This is a genomic window from Klebsiella sp. 2-CIP_Kleb. (assembly GCF_050378715.1).
GTDB classification, from domain to species: Bacteria; Pseudomonadota; Gammaproteobacteria; order Enterobacterales; family Enterobacteriaceae; genus Klebsiella; species Klebsiella quasipneumoniae.
In genome coordinates, this window is sequence record NZ_JBNRLG010000002.1 from 561,078 (window position 1) to 576,939 (window position 15,862).

General features: G+C 62.4%; 15 protein-coding genes. 8 read left to right on the forward strand and 7 right to left on the reverse strand.

What is annotated here, in order from left to right; all coding sequences use genetic code 11:
* The first annotated feature begins 34 nt into the window (after positions 1 to 34).
* Positions 35 to 472 carry a hypothetical protein gene (locus ACQUTP_RS10600; RefSeq protein WP_004885958.1) on the forward strand — a complete coding sequence of 146 codons (438 nt, stop codon included), beginning with the start codon at positions 35 to 37 and terminating at the stop codon, positions 470 to 472.
* Here ACQUTP_RS10600 and kdpE read toward each other — a convergent pair.
* The 6 genes from kdpE to kdpF are packed head-to-tail and all read right to left on the reverse strand — an operon-like array spanning position 454 to position 8,239.
* On the reverse strand, positions 454 to 1,131 hold the full coding sequence (kdpE, locus tag ACQUTP_RS10605) for a two-component system response regulator KdpE (RefSeq protein WP_002894776.1): 678 nt from the start codon (positions 1,129 to 1,131) through the stop codon (positions 454 to 456). The genes ACQUTP_RS10600 and kdpE overlap by 19 nt on opposite strands.
* The gene (gene kdpD, locus ACQUTP_RS10610; RefSeq protein WP_032455728.1) at positions 1,128 to 3,815 is read right to left on the reverse strand and encodes a two-component system sensor histidine kinase KdpD; all 2,688 of its coding nucleotides are present in this window, start codon (positions 3,813 to 3,815) and stop codon (positions 1,128 to 1,130) included. Before kdpD ends, kdpE begins: the two co-directional genes overlap by 4 nt.
* A complete protein-coding gene (gene kdpC / locus ACQUTP_RS10615) occupies positions 3,816 to 4,391 on the reverse strand; it encodes a potassium-transporting ATPase subunit KdpC (RefSeq protein WP_004885963.1) in 576 nt (191 codons plus the stop codon).
* Positions 4,392 to 4,401: 10 nt separating this feature from the next.
* Positions 4,402 to 6,450 (reverse strand): potassium-transporting ATPase subunit KdpB, encoded by a 2,049-nt coding sequence (gene kdpB / locus ACQUTP_RS10620; protein ID WP_004885966.1) that lies wholly within the window; start codon positions 6,448 to 6,450, stop codon positions 4,402 to 4,404.
* 20 nt (positions 6,451 to 6,470) lie between these two features.
* Positions 6,471 to 8,150, reverse strand: coding sequence for a potassium-transporting ATPase subunit KdpA (kdpA, locus tag ACQUTP_RS10625; RefSeq protein ID WP_202678186.1), 1,680 nt, complete (start codon positions 8,148 to 8,150; stop codon positions 6,471 to 6,473).
* Positions 8,150 to 8,239, reverse strand: a complete 90-nt coding sequence (kdpF, locus tag ACQUTP_RS10630) for a K(+)-transporting ATPase subunit F (protein WP_020323459.1) — start codon at positions 8,237 to 8,239, stop codon at positions 8,150 to 8,152. The genes kdpA and kdpF overlap by 1 nt, the downstream gene beginning before the upstream one ends.
* Before the next feature lie 305 nt (positions 8,240 to 8,544).
* On the opposite strand from kdpF, the gene ACQUTP_RS10635 reads away from it, so the two are divergent.
* Positions 8,545 to 8,754 (forward strand): DUF2517 family protein, encoded by a 210-nt coding sequence (locus ACQUTP_RS10635; RefSeq protein ID WP_004142243.1) that lies wholly within the window; start codon positions 8,545 to 8,547, stop codon positions 8,752 to 8,754.
* A gap of 183 nt (positions 8,755 to 8,937) precedes the next feature.
* Positions 8,938 to 10,377, forward strand: a complete 1,440-nt coding sequence (gene phrB / locus ACQUTP_RS10640; protein ID WP_285755671.1) for a deoxyribodipyrimidine photo-lyase — start codon at positions 8,938 to 8,940, stop codon at positions 10,375 to 10,377.
* Here phrB and ACQUTP_RS10645 read toward each other — a convergent pair.
* Positions 10,349 to 11,827 (reverse strand): MFS transporter, encoded by a 1,479-nt coding sequence (locus ACQUTP_RS10645; RefSeq protein ID WP_004885969.1) that lies wholly within the window; start codon positions 11,825 to 11,827, stop codon positions 10,349 to 10,351. The genes phrB and ACQUTP_RS10645 overlap by 29 nt on opposite strands.
* A 267-nt stretch (positions 11,828 to 12,094) precedes the next feature.
* Between ACQUTP_RS10645 and ACQUTP_RS10650 the strand changes: the two genes are divergently transcribed.
* Genes ACQUTP_RS10650 through pcp form a run of 5 tightly spaced genes read left to right on the forward strand, consistent with a single transcriptional unit; the run spans position 12,095 to position 15,851 of the window.
* A complete protein-coding gene (locus ACQUTP_RS10650; protein ID WP_004885970.1) occupies positions 12,095 to 12,838 on the forward strand; it encodes a type 2 GTP cyclohydrolase I in 744 nt (247 codons plus the stop codon).
* A gap of 14 nt (positions 12,839 to 12,852) precedes the next feature.
* A complete protein-coding gene (pxpB, locus tag ACQUTP_RS10655; protein WP_017901415.1) occupies positions 12,853 to 13,509 on the forward strand; it encodes a 5-oxoprolinase subunit PxpB in 657 nt (218 codons plus the stop codon).
* Positions 13,503 to 14,435, forward strand: coding sequence for a 5-oxoprolinase subunit PxpC (gene pxpC, locus ACQUTP_RS10660; protein ID WP_004885976.1), 933 nt, complete (start codon positions 13,503 to 13,505; stop codon positions 14,433 to 14,435). The genes pxpB and pxpC overlap by 7 nt, the downstream gene beginning before the upstream one ends.
* Positions 14,425 to 15,177, forward strand: a complete 753-nt coding sequence (gene pxpA / locus ACQUTP_RS10665; RefSeq protein WP_032455730.1) for a 5-oxoprolinase subunit PxpA — start codon at positions 14,425 to 14,427, stop codon at positions 15,175 to 15,177. The genes pxpC and pxpA overlap by 11 nt, the downstream gene beginning before the upstream one ends.
* Before the next feature lie 29 nt (positions 15,178 to 15,206).
* Positions 15,207 to 15,851 carry a pyroglutamyl-peptidase I gene (gene pcp, locus ACQUTP_RS10670; RefSeq protein ID WP_032455731.1) on the forward strand — a complete coding sequence of 215 codons (645 nt, stop codon included), beginning with the start codon at positions 15,207 to 15,209 and terminating at the stop codon, positions 15,849 to 15,851.
* Positions 15,852 to 15,862 lie beyond the last annotated feature (11 nt).

Consider the following 15,862-nt stretch of genomic DNA (forward strand, 5'->3'; position numbering starts at 1 on the left):
CCTTGTGGGCCTGATTTTTTTCGCAAGGATAGCGATGAAAATACAACGGAAGTCCCTGTTTTTGTTCTGGGCGTGGATGGATCTCTTTTTCGTCCTGCAATTCTTATGGTGGAATATTGCCCACCGCCGACTCCCTTTTTACGACGACCTGCTGGCTTATCTCCAGCTGCTGCACACCTGGGGCTCTGCGGCGGTCTGGCTCTATCCGCTAAATGTGCTGCTGATTATCAGCATCCCGTTGTCGATGATCCTCTTTTTCCGTCAGAGCCGCTATGGGCTGTGGCTGGCCTGGGGGCAGGCGCCGCTCAGGCTGGTGTTTATGCAGCCTTCGCTTTCTTTGGGTCTGTGGCTGATTCAGGCCGCCGGCGTCAGGCATTTAGCGATCCTGGCAGGCTTCCTGCTGCTCTCTGAAGGGCTGAAAATCACCAGCCTCTGGTACTGCAGAGGCGGGGCTCAGGGCATAAAGCGATAGCCAATCCCGGTTTCGGTCAGCAGATGCTGAGGGCGCGCCGGATCGGCCTCCAGCTTTTGCCGCAGGTGACCCATATAGATCCGCAGATAATGGCTGTGCTCCACGGCGTTAGGGCCCCACACTTGATTCAGCAGCTGGCGCTGGGTAAGCACTTTGCCGGGATTATTCAATAGCGCCGCCAGCAGGCGAAACTCGATGGGCGTCAGGTGGATCTCTTCGCTGCCGCGCAGGATGCGGCGGGCGGGGATATTGACCTCCAGGTCGGCGAAGCGCACCACCGGCTCGTCGGCCTGCGCCGCGCCGTGGCGACGCAGCGCGACGCGCAGGCGGGCCTGCAGCTCGCCGATGCCAAAGGGTTTACTTAAGTAGTCATCGGCGCCGGCATCCAGGGCGGCAATTTTGTCATGCTCTTCGCTACGCGCTGACAGGACGATAATCGGCATCTGACTCCACTGGCGCAGGTCGCGAATAAAATCAATGCCATCACCATCCGGCAGGCCGAGATCGAGGATCGCGAGGTCGGGCTTACGGGTGGCGGCTTCGATCAGCCCGCGCTGCAGGGTTTCCGCTTCAAATACGCGCATGCCGTCGGCTTCCAGCGCGGTGCGCAGAAATCGACGGATAGCGTGTTCGTCTTCGATAATCAGAACGTTAATCACAATTCCTCAGATAGCTCTTCCAGTTCAGGGGGCGTTTCTCCCGGCAGTGTAACACGGAATGAGGCGCCGCCCTCTGGCCGGTTGCAGGCGGAGATGGTCCCGCCGTGGACGTCGACGATGGCCTGACAGATGGCAAGGCCCAGCCCGACGCCGGGGATCGCCGATTCTTTGTTGCCGCGGGCGAATTTATCAAAGATAGCCTGTTCCTGGCCCGCCGGGATCCCTGGACCATTATCCCATACTTCCAGCGACAGCTGCCGGGCGTCCGCTTCGGCGCGAATACCGATGTCCGCCCGGGCGCCGGCATACTTATGGGCATTCTCCAGCAGATTGATCAGCACCCGCTCGAACAGCGGCCCGTCAACATGCACCAGCTGCAGCGGATCGGGTAAATCCAGTTGAACGTGCTGGCCGCCGAGGCTCGGTTCGAGCATGCGCAGCGCGCTGCCGACCACCTCCTCCAGCGTCAGCCACTCCTTGTGGAGGTTAAAGCCGCCGGACTGGATCCGCGCCATATCCAGCAGGTTGTTCACCAGCCTGGTGGTGTTGAGCACATGCTGGCGGATTTCGTTGGCCTGCGGGGCATGCTTCGAGCCCTCGCTGGCCAGATCGAGGGTCAGGATTTCCGCCTGGCCAAACAGCACGGTCAGCGGGGTACGCAGATCGTGCGACAGGGCGGCGAGCAGCGAGTTACGCAGGCTTTCGCGCTCGCTGGTCAGTCGGGCCTGCTCTTCGCTGGCGGTCAGGGTGAGACGCTCCAGGGCGCTGGCCACCAACAGAGTGAAGGTCTCCAGCAGCCGCTGTTGCTCCGGGATCATCAGCTGGCGCAGATTCGCCGGCTCCACCACCAGCAGGCCCCAGGTGCGGGCGGCGCTCTTCAGGGGCAGGATCTGATACGGCACGCCGGGCAGGGTATCGGTGCCAGCGCCGGCGGGTTGACCCTTATCAAAGCTCCAGCGGGCGATGGCGTCATCCCACGGCGTCAGCCCGGGCTGGTGGGTTAAGGGCAGCAGTTTCCCCTGGGCGTCCGGGAGCAGCAGCTGGCTGCGGGCCTGAAAGGTGGAGGCGATAAACCGCTCGCTGGTGGTGGCGATATCCTGCTGGCTACGACCCACCGCCAGCGCTTTGGACATCTCATACAGATGGCGGGTACGCCGCTCGCGGTAGCGCGCCACCCGCGCCTGGTAGCGCACGCCGGCGGTGAGGTTACCGATAAGCAGGCCCACGGTGAGCATCACGCCGAAGGTGAGCAGATACTGGACATCGGACACCGCCAGCGTGCCGCGCGGGGCGACAAAAAAGAGATCGAAGCTGATAACGTTAATCACCGTCGCCAGGACCGACGGCCAGCGGCCGTAGAGCAGAGCGATGATCACCACCCCCAGCAGATAGAGCATCACCAGGTTAGCGGCTTCGAAGGCCATCAGCCACTGCATGGCCACCAGGGTAATGATGGCGCACAGCGCCACCGCCACCGCGCAGCCCTGCAGCTGCAGGCGCCATTTCTCCAGCGCCGGACGACTGTCGCTGGCGCGCACCGGAAAGGGGAAGGGTTTTTCATCCAGGGCGATGACCACCAGATCGAGGTCCGGCGCGTGGCGAGCCAGACGGTCGGCAAAACCGCTACGATCCCACCAGCGGCGCTTGCTCTGGCGGCCGATGACAATTTTCCCAAGGTTGTGTTCGCGGGCGTAATGGAGAACCGCTTTCTCTTCTGACGGGTCGGAGAGGGTGGCGGTTTCGGCGCCCAGCTCCTGGGCCAGACGCAGCGCGGCGAGGATGGCCCGTCGCCGGGCTTCCGGTAGCTGGTGCAGGGAAGGGGTCTCGACATACACCGCATGCCAGACGCTGCCCAGACGGGCGGCGAGCCGTGCGGCGGTACGCACCAGCTTTTCGCTGCCGGTGTTGTGCCCGATACAGAGCAGGATCGCGTCGCGGGTGTGCCAGACTTTCTCCTGGCCCTGGCGGTCGCGCCAGGCGCGCATCTGCTCATCGACGCGATCGGCGGTGCGGCGCAGGGCCAGTTCACGCAGCGCAATCAGGTTCCCTTTGCGGAAAAAGTTCTCGATAGCGCGCTCGGCCTGGCCACCGATATAGACTTTGCCCTCATTGAGCCGCTGGCGCAGATCGTCAGGGGGCAGATCCACCAGCACCACGTCGTCCGCGGCGTCAAAGAAGGGATCGGGGACGGTCTCTCGCACCTGCACGCCGGTGATCCCGCTGACGACGTCATTCAGACTTTCCAGATGCTGGACGTTAACGGTGGTGAAGACGTCAATCCCGGCCTCCAGCAGTTCGTCCACATCCTGCCAGCGCTTTGGATGGCGGGAGCCGGGGGCATTACTGTGCGCCAGCTCATCCACCAGAATCAGCGCCGGACGGCGGGCGAGGGCGGCGTCGAGATCGAACTCATACACGTAGCGCCCGCGGTGGGCGAGCCGCCGCGGCGGCAGGGTGCTCAGGCCCTGCAGCATCGCGGCGGTCTCTTTCCGGCCGTGGGTCTCCGCCACGCCAATCAGAATATCCAACCCCTGCGCCCGGAGCCGCTGCGCTTCCGCCAGCATCGCCCAGGTTTTCCCCACCCCGGCGCAGGCGCCGAAGAACACTTTTAGTTTGCCGCGATGCGGGGCGGCGGTGTGCTGCAGCAGGCGGTCAGGGTCCGGACGCAGCGGCTCGTCACTCATTTACTTATCCTTCAGGGCATCCAGCGCCATATTGAGTTGCAGTATATTGACCACCGGCTGGCCAAGGAAGCTCAGCAGCGGCTTTTGTGTGGCCTGGTTAACCAGCGCGGTCACCTGGTCGACGCTCAGCTGGCGCGCTTTGGCCACCCGCGGCGCCTGCCACAGCGCGGCGGCCGGGGTCAGGTTGTTATCGAGACCGCTCGCCGAGGTGGTGACCAGTTCGACCGGCACACGCGGGTCGGCATCCGGGTTTGCGGCGCGCAGGGCCTGCACCCGCTCGCTCACCGCCTTATCCAGCGCCGGGTTGCTGGCGGCGAGGTTGCTGCCGCCAGAGGCCATCGGGTTATCCGCTGTCTCCGCGGTGGCTGACGGGCGACCCTGGAAATAGCCTGCGGCGGTAAAGTTCTGGCCAATCAGCGCCGAGCCGCGCACCTCGCCGTTCATGCGGATCAGCGAGCCGTTGGCCTGTGAGTTAAACCACCACTGCCCCAGGCTGGTGGTCAGCAGAGGATAAACGCCGCCGGTGAGCAGGGTTAACAGAATAAATAGCACAAGTGCTGGACGAATCAATGACATAGTTTGTTCCTCACACCAGACCGCTCAGGGTCAGCAGCAGGTCGATGGCTTTAATACCGATAAAAGGCACCAGCAGACCGCCGAGGCCGTAGATCCACAGATTGCGGCGCAGCATCGCCGAGGCGGAGAGCGGGCGATAGCTCACCCCTTTCAGGGCCAGCGGGATCAGGAAGACGATGATCAGCGCGTTGAAGATAACGGCGCTGAGGATCGCCGACGATGGCGAATGCAGGCCCATCACGTTCAGCATGGCCAACTGGGGATAGACCGCGGCAAACGCCGCCGGAATAATGGCGAAATATTTCGCCACGTCGTTGGCAATACTGAAGGTGGTCAGCGAGCCGCGCGTCATCAGCATCTGTTTGCCGATATGGACCACCTCAATCAGCTTGGTGGGGTTGGAATCCAGGTCGACCATGTTGCCCGCCTCTTTCGCCGCCTGGGTGCCTGAGTTCATGGCTACCGCCACGTCGGCCTGCGCCAGCGCGGGCGCGTCGTTGGTGCCGTCACCGGTCATCGCCACCAGCCGACCTTCCGACTGATACTGGCGGATCAGCGCCAGCTTGGCTTCCGGCGTCGCTTCGGCGAGGAAATCGTCGACGCCGGCCTCGGCGGCGATCGCCGCAGCGGTCAGGCGGTTATCACCGGTGATCATCACCGTTTTAATGCCCATTTTGCGCAGCTGGGCGAAACGTTCTTTGATGCCGCCTTTGACGATATCTTTGAGTGAAATAATCCCCAGCACCTTTTCCCCTTCGGCGACCACCAGCGGCGTGGCCCCCTGGCGGGCGACCTCTTCCACCTGCTTCTCGACATCGGCAGGGAAGTGGCCACCGTTGGCCTCTACGTGGCGGCGAATGGCGTCCACCGACCCTTTGCGGATCATGCGCTGATCGATATTGATGCCGCTCATCCGCGTTTGCGCGGTAAAGGGGACAAAGGTGGCATGCAGCGACTGCAGATCGCGTTCGCGCAGGTTAAAGCGCTGTTTCGCCAGCACCACGATGCTGCGTCCCTCAGGGGTTTCGTCCGCCAGCGAGGAGAGCTGGGCGGCATCGGCGAGGGTTCGCTCTTCCACACCGCGCGCCGGCAGGAAAGCGGAGGCCTGGCGGTTGCCGAGCGTAATGGTCCCGGTTTTATCCAGCAACAGCACATCAACGTCGCCTGCCGCTTCCACCGCGCGGCCGCTGGTGGCGATCACGTTGGCGCCCAGCATACGGCTCATCCCGGCGACGCCGATGGCCGACAGCAGACCGCCGATGGTGGTCGGGATCAGGCACACCAGCAGCGCCACCAGTACGGTTACGCTGACCGCATTGCCGCTCCACGCCGAGAATGGCCAGATGGTGGCGGTGGCCAGCAGGAACACCAGCGTCAGGGCGATCAGCAGGATCGTCAGGGCGATTTCGTTCGGCGTTTTACGGCGCTGGGCGCCTTCCACCATGGCGATCATCCGGTCGAGGAAGGTTTCTCCCGGGTTAACGCTGCAACGGATCACCAGCCAGTCGGAGAGGATGCGCGTCCCGCCGGTCACCGAGGCGAAATCACCGCCGGATTCGCGGATCACCGGAGCAGACTCGCCGGTAATGGCGCTTTCATCCACCGAGGCGCCGCCTTCGATGACTTCACCATCGCAGGGGATAATATCCCCGGCTTCCACCAGCACCACGTCGCCTTTGCGCAGGTCTTCCGCCGGCACGTGGTCGACCGTCGCGTCATGCTGCGGGGCGCGCAGCTTACGGGCGAAGGCCGTTTTTTTCACCCCTTTCAGGCTATTGGCCTGGGCTTTGCTGCGGCCTTCCGCCATCGCTTCGGCAAAGTTGGCGAACAGCACGGTAAACCATAGCCAGATACTGATGGCGGCGGTAAAAGTGGCGCTGCCGGTCAGGGCGCCGCCAGCCATGGCGATGGCCAGCAGGGTGGTTAACAGGCTGCCCACCCAGACGATAAACATCACCGGATTGCGCCACTGCACCATCGGGCTGAGTTTTTTCACGGCATCCAGCAGCGCCTGGCGCACCAGCGTCGGCTCCAGCAGTGCTAATTGTTTGCGACTCATAACAGGGTGCTCCGCATCGCTCAAAGTAAGGAAAAGTGTTCGGCCAGCGGGCCAAGCGCCAGCGCAGGAATAAAGGTCAGGGCGCCCACCAGCAGCACGGTGCCGATCAGCAGACCGATAAACAGGGCGTCGTGGGTGGCCAGGGTGCCGGGGCTGGCCGGTTGAATTTTCTTCGCCACCAGCGAGCCGGCGATAGCCATCACCGGAATGATGACGGCGAAGCGTCCAGCCAGCATGCAGAACGCCAGCAGCAGGTTCCAGAATGGCGTCGCCGCGCCCAGGCCGGCGAAGGCGCTGCCGTTGTTATTGGCCGCCGAAGTGACGGCGTACAGCACTTCGCTAAAGCCGTGCGGTCCGGGGTTGAACATCCCGGCGCGGCCGGCCTCGGTCATCATCGCCAGCGCCGTGCCGAGCAGCACCAGCGTCGGGGTGACCAGAATGGCCAGGGCGATCATTTTCATTTCCCGGACATCGATTTTCTTTCCGAGGTACTCCGGGGTGCGGCCGACCATCAGGCCGGCGATAAACACCGCCAGCATAACGAACAGCAGCATGCCATAGAGACCCGAGCCGACGCCGCCGAACACCACTTCGCCAATCTGCATCAGCCACATCGGCACCATCCCGCCCAGCGCGGTGAAGGAGTCATGCATGGCGTTGACCGCGCCGCAGGAGGCTGCGGTGGTGATCACCGCGAACAGACTGCTGGCGAGAATACCGAATCGGCTCTCTTTACCTTCCATATTCAGGCTGCTGTCGGCGCCCAGCATCATCAGGTGCGGGTTACCGCGGGTTTCCGCCCACATCACCACGGCGACGCAGAGGATAAAGATCAGCGTCATCGCCCACAGGATGGCGCGCCCCTGGCGGCGATCGCTCACCACCTCGCCGAAAGCGAAGCACAGCGCCGCCGGGATCAGGAAGATGGCTAGCATCTGCACGAGATTGGTCAGCGCCGTCGGGTTTTCAAACGGATGGGCGGAGTTGGCGTTAAAGAAACCGCCGCCGTTGGTGCCCAGCAGCTTAATCGCTTCCTGTGAGGCGACGGGCCCCATCGGCAGCAGCTGGTGCGCCCCTTCGAGGGTGGTAAAGGGCTGGTAGGCCTGCAGGTTCTGCGGCACGCCCTGCTGAATAAAGAACAGGGCCACCAGCAGAGAGAGCGGCAGCAGCAGCCACAGGGTAATGCGCGTCAGGTCGACCCAGGCATTGCCGAGGGTGGACATTTTCTGCCGGGCGAAGGCGCGGGTCAGGGCGAAGACCACGGCGATGCCGGTGGCGGCGGAGAGGAAATTCTGCACCGTCAGCCCCACCATCTGGCTGAGATAGCTCATGGTGCTTTCGCCGGCGTAGGCCTGCCAGTTCGTATTGCTGACAAAGCTGACCGCGGTGTTGAGCGCCAGATCCCACGTCAGCCCCGGCAGGTGCTGCGGGTTAAACGGCAGCACGCCCTGCAGCATCAGCAGGGCAAACAGCGCCAGGCCGCCGAGGGCGTTGAACAGCAGGAGCGCCAGCAAATACTGCAGCCAGCCCATCTCTTCGGCGCGGATCCCGGCCACGCGCCACAGGACGCGCTCGACCCCGGCCAGGCCGGGAAGCGGGATGTCATTCACCATTCTTGCCAGACACATCCCCAGCGGGCGCGCCAGCACCAGCAAAACCAGCAGATAGCTGGCTAATAATAAAAATCCCTGGGCAGCCATCAGAATGCCTCCGCATGTATCAAGGCATAAACCAGATAAGCCAGTAACAGGAACACCAGCCCAACGCCAGTGAGTACGCCTGCAGTCACAATCCACCTCCGGGTGTGTTTTTGATTTACCAGGAGAATAGAAATTACGGCGCAAAGATTTCGCAAAAATCCGCGGGCGCGGTGTAAAAAAAGTATAAAAATGACAAAGGCACAAATTAACTAATGGTTAGTATTAATTTAACTTTTTTGTAACTAATTTACGTGGCGAATGTAAATTAAGTATAAATACGTGCTTTTTAGTGGTCGGATGAGTAGTAAAATTACAACCAGAGCGGTATTATTTTGCTCAGACAAACATGATTAATTTTCCGGCGCTGCTTGCCGGCCTGACAAAGGGGAGAGAAATGATGGCGTTGTACAAAGCTTATCCTGCTCATATTATTTTGCTGCGTCGTGCTTTCGCCGTCGTGGCTGGCGTCGCGGCGCTGCCGGTGATGCTGTTCTGGAAGGATCGCGCCCGCTATTACAGCTGGCTGCACCGTGTATGGTCGAAAACCAGCGAGCAGCCGGTGTGGATGGCGCAGGCGGAAAAAGCCGCGCACGACTTCTACTAATTCGCCCTGCTGCGAGGAAAACCACTAACCGCCGGTTGCCCCCGGCGGTTTTTTTTCGCCGCTTGTCTACACTCGTTTTCAGGCGCCGCAGCGGAATTGGCAGGTGCTTATTTTGCCGGGGCGCGCTATTTTTGCCGGCTTAGATCATAAGATGAGTTTTGCTGACGGAGAGTGAGGAGTGATATGGCCACCCATCTGGTCTGGTTACGCACGGATTTACGCATTCACGATAACCTGGCGCTGGCCGCCGCCTGCCGCGATCCGCAGGCGCAGGTGCTGGCGCTGTATATTGCCACCCCGGGGCAGTGGCGCGAACATCACCTGGCGCCGCGGCAGGCCGCTTTTATCACCAGCCATTTGCGCAGTCTGCACGCCGCGCTGGCGGAGCGGGGCATACCGCTGTGGGTAGAAGAGGCGGACGATTTTAGCGCCAGCGTCGAGCGACTGGCCCATTTCTGCCAGCAGCACCAGGTCAGTCACCTGTTCTACAACTATCAGTACGAATTCAATGAACGCCAGCGCGATGCCGCCGTTGAGAGCTCTTTGAGCGAAGTGATTTGCCAGGGATTTGACGACAGCGTCCTGTTGCCGCCCGGCAGCGTACTGACCGGCGGCGAAATGTATAAAGTCTTCACCCCGTTTAAGAACGCGTTTATTCGCCGGCTGCGGGAAGGATTGCCGGCGTGCGTGGCCGCGCCAAAGCCGCGCCAGGCGCCCGCTCGCCTGGCGCCGCCGGTGCCGGAGCTTAACTATCCGCAAACGCCGTTCGATGGGCTGCTGTTTGCCGCGGATGAAAAAACGGCGCTGGCGCGGCTGCGCGCGTTTTGTCAGCAACCGGCGGCGGATTATGAGGGGCAGCGCGACTTCCCGGCCGTGGAAGGGACCAGTCGCCTGTCGTCCTGCCTTGCCATCGGGGTGCTGTCGCCGCGCCAGTGCCTGCATCGGCTGCTGACGGAACACCCCGCCGCACTGGATGGCGGGGCAGGCGCCACCTGGCTTAATGAGCTGATCTGGCGCGAGTTTTACCGCCATCTGATGGTCTACTATCCGAAACTCTGTAAAGGTCGGCCGTTTGTCGCCTGGACCGATAAGGTCGCCTGGCGCGAAGAGGATGGCGCCCTGCAGGCCTGGCAGCGCGGGGAGACCGGCTTTCCGATTGTCGATGCCGCCATGCGCCAGCTTAACGCCACCGGCTGGATGCATAACCGGTTGCGCATGATTGTCGCCAGTTTCCTGACCAAAGATCTGCGCCTCGACTGGCGGGCAGGGGAGCGCTATTTCATGAGCCAGCTGATTGACGGCGATCTGGCGGCGAACAACGGCGGCTGGCAATGGGCGGCTTCGACGGGCACCGACGCCGCGCCCTATTTCCGCATATTTAATCCCACCACCCAGGGCGAGAAGTTTGATAAGCAGGGGGTGTTTATGCGTCGCTGGCTGCCGGAGCTGGCAAAGGTGCCGGAGAAGGCGCTGCATCAGCCGTGGGTGTGGGCGGATAAACAGGGGGTGACGCTGGATTATCCGCGCCCGATAGTCGATCACAAGCAGGCGCGGCAGGAGACGCTGGCGGCCTGGGAGGCCGCCAGAAAGGGGATTATTCCACCGCCAGACGGCGGGTCCTGACCTTCAGCGAGTGATACAGCCAGATAACCAGCACTACGCCGACGCAGGCCAGCGCGCCCCAGGTGATCTGGCTGAAGACGTTGATGTAGGCGTCAATGGAATAGTTCACCGCCCCGGCGACGTCGAATGACGCCTGCGAGGTCTGGTCGGCGATAACGCCGGCCAGATAGTTGGCGATGGCCCCGGAGAGCAGCATATAGATGCCGGTCAGCACCCCGGTCACCCCCGGGATCTCAATGCGAGTGATTTGCGACATCGCGACCGGGTCGATAAACAGTTCGGCAAAACCCATCACCGCCAGCCCCAGCACCATCAGCGGCATGGACGACTGGCCATAGGCCGCCGACCAGCGGGCGCTGAGGGTCAAAATGCAGAACCCGGCGCTCATCAGGCCCAGACCGAGGGCAAATTTCCCCCAGATGCGCACGGTGCGGTTACCGCCGACGCTCTCTTTCACCAGCCACGCCAGCACCATGCCGCAGAGCATCACCGCAAAGGCATTGATCGACTGGAACATAGCGGTAGGGACTTCGTAGCTCATGATATGGCGGTTAACGAAGCGGTCAATATACAGGCTGATGGAGCTGCCGCCCTGTTGGGCGAAGGCCCAGAACAGCAGGCTGAAGGCGGTCAGGACGACGATCAGGCGCAGATCCTTGCGCTGTTTATCGGTCTCGGCACGCAGGTAGATCCGCGCCAGCACCGCGAGGCCAATGGCCGTGGCCACGATCAGGGCATACACCGACCACTCCTGCCAGAACAGCACGGCAATCAGCAGCGGCGCGATGACCAGCAGCACCAGCAGCCAGCCCCAGTTCGGCAGCAGGAAGCGGCGGGCGCACAGCGCCTGGCGGTTCACGCCGGCGGTATGCTGGAAATGACGGTTGCCGCAGAGGAAAATCACCAGTCCCGCCACCATGCCGATGGCCGCCAGGGCAAAGCCCATCGCCCAGCTATACTCCTCCTGAACGTAGCCGCAGGCGATGGGCGCGATGATAGAGCCGATATTGCCCGCGGCATACATCAGCGAGAAGCCGCCATCGCGACGCGGATCGGCGGGTTCGTACAGTTCGCCCAGCAGACAGCTGACGTTGGATTTAAACAACCCGTAGCCGCAGACGATGATCGCCAGCGACAGGTAGAGGAAGGCCGGGGCGGTTTCGCTGGCCCCGAGCACCAGATGGCCAATGGCCATCAGCAGCGCGCCGAGCATGACCGCCATCCGGTTGCCTAACAGCTTATCGGCCAGATAGCCGCCGAGGATCGGCGTCACATAGACCAGCGAACAGTAGGCGCTGAACAGGGCGTAAGCGTGGTTATCGTCATATTTGAGCTGATTGGTGAGATAGAGGATCAGCAGGGCGCGCATGCCGTAGAAGCTAAAATATTCCCAGATTTGCAGCGCCACGACGTAGTAAATCGCCCGCGGTTGCGATGATGTTGTCTTCATGAGAAGTGTGTTTCCTGGCCTAAAGCGAAAGTCGATCGTTCTGCATGAATAGCGTTTAATTAGTCATATTCATGGCTTGAGGGGCTTTCTGATTATTTAATATGCTTTATTAGTGCATAAATATACACGAATGCGCGGCGGGGTGAATAGACAAATTGCGCTATTCGGTAAAAAGTCATCGTCAGTGTCGGAGGCGGACTATCGACGACCCGAATGGATCTGGTTATGTTATGCCTTTGTATACCCTGATTATCTGCTGGAGTGGCGATGAAAAATAGCGAACTGGAACAACTGATAAACGACAAGCTCAATAGTGCAGCCATCAGTGACTTCGCCCCTAACGGTCTGCAGGTGGAAGGGCGCGACACGGTGCACAAGATCGTCACCGGAGTGACGGCCAGCCAGGCGCTGCTGGATGAGGCCGTTCGTCTTCAGGCGGATGCGGTGATTGTCCATCACGGCTATTTCTGGAAAAACGAATCGCCAGTGATCCGCGGTATGAAGCGCCGGCGCCTGAAAACCCTGCTGGCCAATGATATCAATCTCTACGGCTGGCACCTGCCGCTGGATGCCCATCCCGAGCTGGGCAATAACGCGCAACTGGCGCATCTGTTGGGGATTAACGTGCTGGGGGAAATCGAACCGCTGGTGCCCTGGGGCGAACTGTCGATGCCGGTTTCCGGCCTTGAACTGGCCTCATGGATTGAAGCGCGGCTGGGGCGTAAGCCGCTGTGGTGCGGCGATACCGGGCCGGACACCGTCAGCCGCGTCGCCTGGTGTACCGGCGGCGGCCAGAGCTTTATCGACGCCGCGGCGCGCTTTGGCGTGGACGCGTTTATCACCGGCGAGGTGTCGGAACAAACCATCCATTCCGCCCGCGAGCAGGGCCTGCATTTTTATGCCGCCGGCCACCACGCCACCGAGCGGGGCGGTATTCGCGCCCTCAGCGAATGGCTGACGGAAACCACTGACCTGGACGTCACCTTTATTGATATTCCCAACCCTGCCTGACGGGAGAGAGAAAAGTGCAGCGAGCGCGTTGTTATCTGTTAGGAGAAACGGCCGTCGTGCTGGAGCTGGAGCCGCCGGTCACCCTTGAGAGCCAGCAGCGGATCTGGGGCTTAGCCCAGCGTCTGGCGAACCATGAGGAAGTGATTGACGCCATTCCCGGCATGAACAATATCACTGTGGTGCTCCGCCGCCCGCAGGAGGTGGCGTGGGAGGCGATAGACCGTCTGCAGCGCTGGTGGGAGGAGAGCCTCGCGATCGAGCCGGAGTCGCGCTCGCTGACCATTCCGGTCGTCTACGGCGGCGAGGCCGGACCGGATCTCGGGGTGGTGGCGCAGCACAGCGGCCTCAGTGAAAAGCAGGTCGTGGAGCTGCACGCCTCGGTGGAGTATCTGGTCTGGTTTATTGGTTTTCAGCCGGGATTTCCCTACCTGGGCGGGTTGCCAGCGGCGCTGGCGACGCCGCGTCGCGCCGAACCGCGCGTGCACGTCCCGGCCGGGTCGGTGGGTATCGGCGGCGCGCAAACCGGGATCTATCCGCTGGCGACGCCCGGCGGCTGGCAGCTGCTGGGGCGGACCTCGCTAACGCTGTTCGACCCGTCGCGGAAGGAGCCTGCGCTGCTGCGCGTGGGCGATAAAATTCGCTTTGTGCCGCAAAAGGAGGGGGTATGTTGACTCTGATCCGCGCCGGCCTGTACACCTCGGTACAGGACGGTGGACGAGAAGGCCTGCGCCAGTCTGGCATCAGCCGCTGCGGCGCTCTGGATTATCCCTCGCTGGTGATTGCCAATCTGCTGGTTGGCAACGAGGCGAATGCCGCCGGGCTGGAGATTACCCTCGGCCAGGTGGAGATCGAATTTGCCCGCAGCGGCTGGTTTGCGCTGACCGGCGCCGCCTGCGAAGCGACGCTGGACGGTAAAGCGGTCTGGGTGGGCTGGCGCACCGCCTACCGGCCCGGGCAGCGCCTGGTGCTGAAAACGCCGCAGCATGGCATTCGCAGCTATCTGGCGGTGGCGGGCGGGATTGCGGTTCCCGAGGTCCTTGGCTCGCGCTGCACGGATCTCAAGGCGGGGATTGGCGGTCTGGAAGGACGCCGCCTGCAGGACGGCGACAAGCTGAAGCTTGGGAAAGCCGCCCGCCGCTTCACCACCCCGCGCGGCGTCAAGCAGCTGCCGCTGGGCAACCGCATTCGTGCGCTGCCCGGGCCGGAGTACCACGAATTTGACGCGGCCTCGCAGGCGTCATTCTGGCGCGCCCCCTGGAAGCTCAGTCCGCAGAGTAACCGCATGGGGTACCGCCTGCAGGGGCAGCCGCTGAAACGCACCACCGATCGCGAAATGCTGTCGCACGGCCTGCTGCCGGGCGTGGTGCAGGTGCCGCACAACGGCCAGCCCATTGTGCTGATGAACGACGCGCAAACCACCGGCGGCTATCCGCGGATCGCCTGCATCATCGATGCCGATATGTACCAGCTGGCGCAGATCCCGCTGGGGCAGCCGATCCATTTCGTGGCCTGCTCGCTGGAGGAGGCGCTGAAGGCGCGGGCCGATCGTCAGCGTTATCTTGAACAACTGGCGTGGAGACTCCACGATGATGATTGATCTCAATGCCGATCTCGGGGAAGGCGGGGCGAACGATAGCGCGCTGCTCCAGCTGGTGTCGTCGGCGAATATCGCCTGTGGTTTTCACGCCGGCGATGCCGGGCTGATGGTGCAGAGCGTGCGCGAGGCGCTGAAGTACGGCGTCGCGGTGGGCGCCCATCCGGGATATCCCGACCGGGAAAATTTTGGCCGCACGGCGATGGATCTGCCGCCGGAAACGGTCTATGCCCAGACGCTGTATCAGATTGGCGCTCTGGCGGCGATCGTTCAGGCTCAGGGCGGCGAGTTGCAGCACGTAAAGCCGCACGGCATGCTCTACAACCAGGCGGCCAAATCGCCGCCGCTGGCCGACGCGATCGCCCGCGCGGTCCGCGATGTTAACCCGCAGCTGGTGCTGGTGGGTCTGGCGGGCAGCGAACTGATCCGCGCCGGGCAACGCTATGGCTTGACGACGCGTCAGGAGGTGTTTGCCGATCGCGGTTATCTGGCCGACGGCAGCCTGGTGCCGCGCACCGAGCCTGGCGCGCTGATTGACAGCGAAGAGCAGGCCCTGGCGCAAACCCTCGAAATGGTGCAACACCACCGGGTGCGTAGCGTCAGCGGCGAATGGGCGAACGTGGTGGCGCAGACGGTATGTCTGCATGGCGATGGTCCGCATGCCCTCGAATTTGCCCGCCGTTTGCGGGCGGCGTTCGCCGGGCGCCATATTATGGTCAGCGCTCAGCCAGAGGCTGAGATATGACAATCTGAAGGACCGCGAAGGAGAAGACGATGGCGGGCGTATTACTCACCGGTTTTGAACCCTTTGACGGCGAGACGGTGAACCCTTCCTGGGAAGTGGTGCAGCAGCTTGACGGCACAATGATTGCTGGTCAGCCGGTGATCGCCAGGCAGCTTCCCTGCGTGTTTGGCGAGGCGCTGTCGGCGCTGGACGCGGCGATTGAAGACCTGCAGCCGAAGCTGGTTATCGCGGTGGGACAGGCCGGCGGCCGGGTCGATATCAGCGTCGAACGTGTGGCGATTAACGTCGATGATGCGCGTATCCCCGATAACAAAGGCCAGCAACCCATCGACACGCCGATCGTCGACGGCGGGCCGGCCGCGTGGTTCAGCACCTTGCCGATCAAAGCGATCGTCAGCGCGCTGCGCGATCGCGGGATCCCGGCCTCGGTGTCGCAAACCGCCGGCACCTTCGTCTGCAATCACGTCATGTACGGTCTGCTGCACAGGCTGCAGGGACAGAATGAGGTAAGGGGCGGGTTTATCCATATTCCATGGCTACCGGCGCAGGCGGCGGCCCATCCCGGCGAGCCGAGTATGGCGACCGCCACCGTGCGGGAAGCGCTGGAGGCGGCCATAGCCGTAGCCCTGCACCAGCCGGTGGATAGTAAACTGGGCGGCGGCGCCACCCACTAACAGAAGGATGA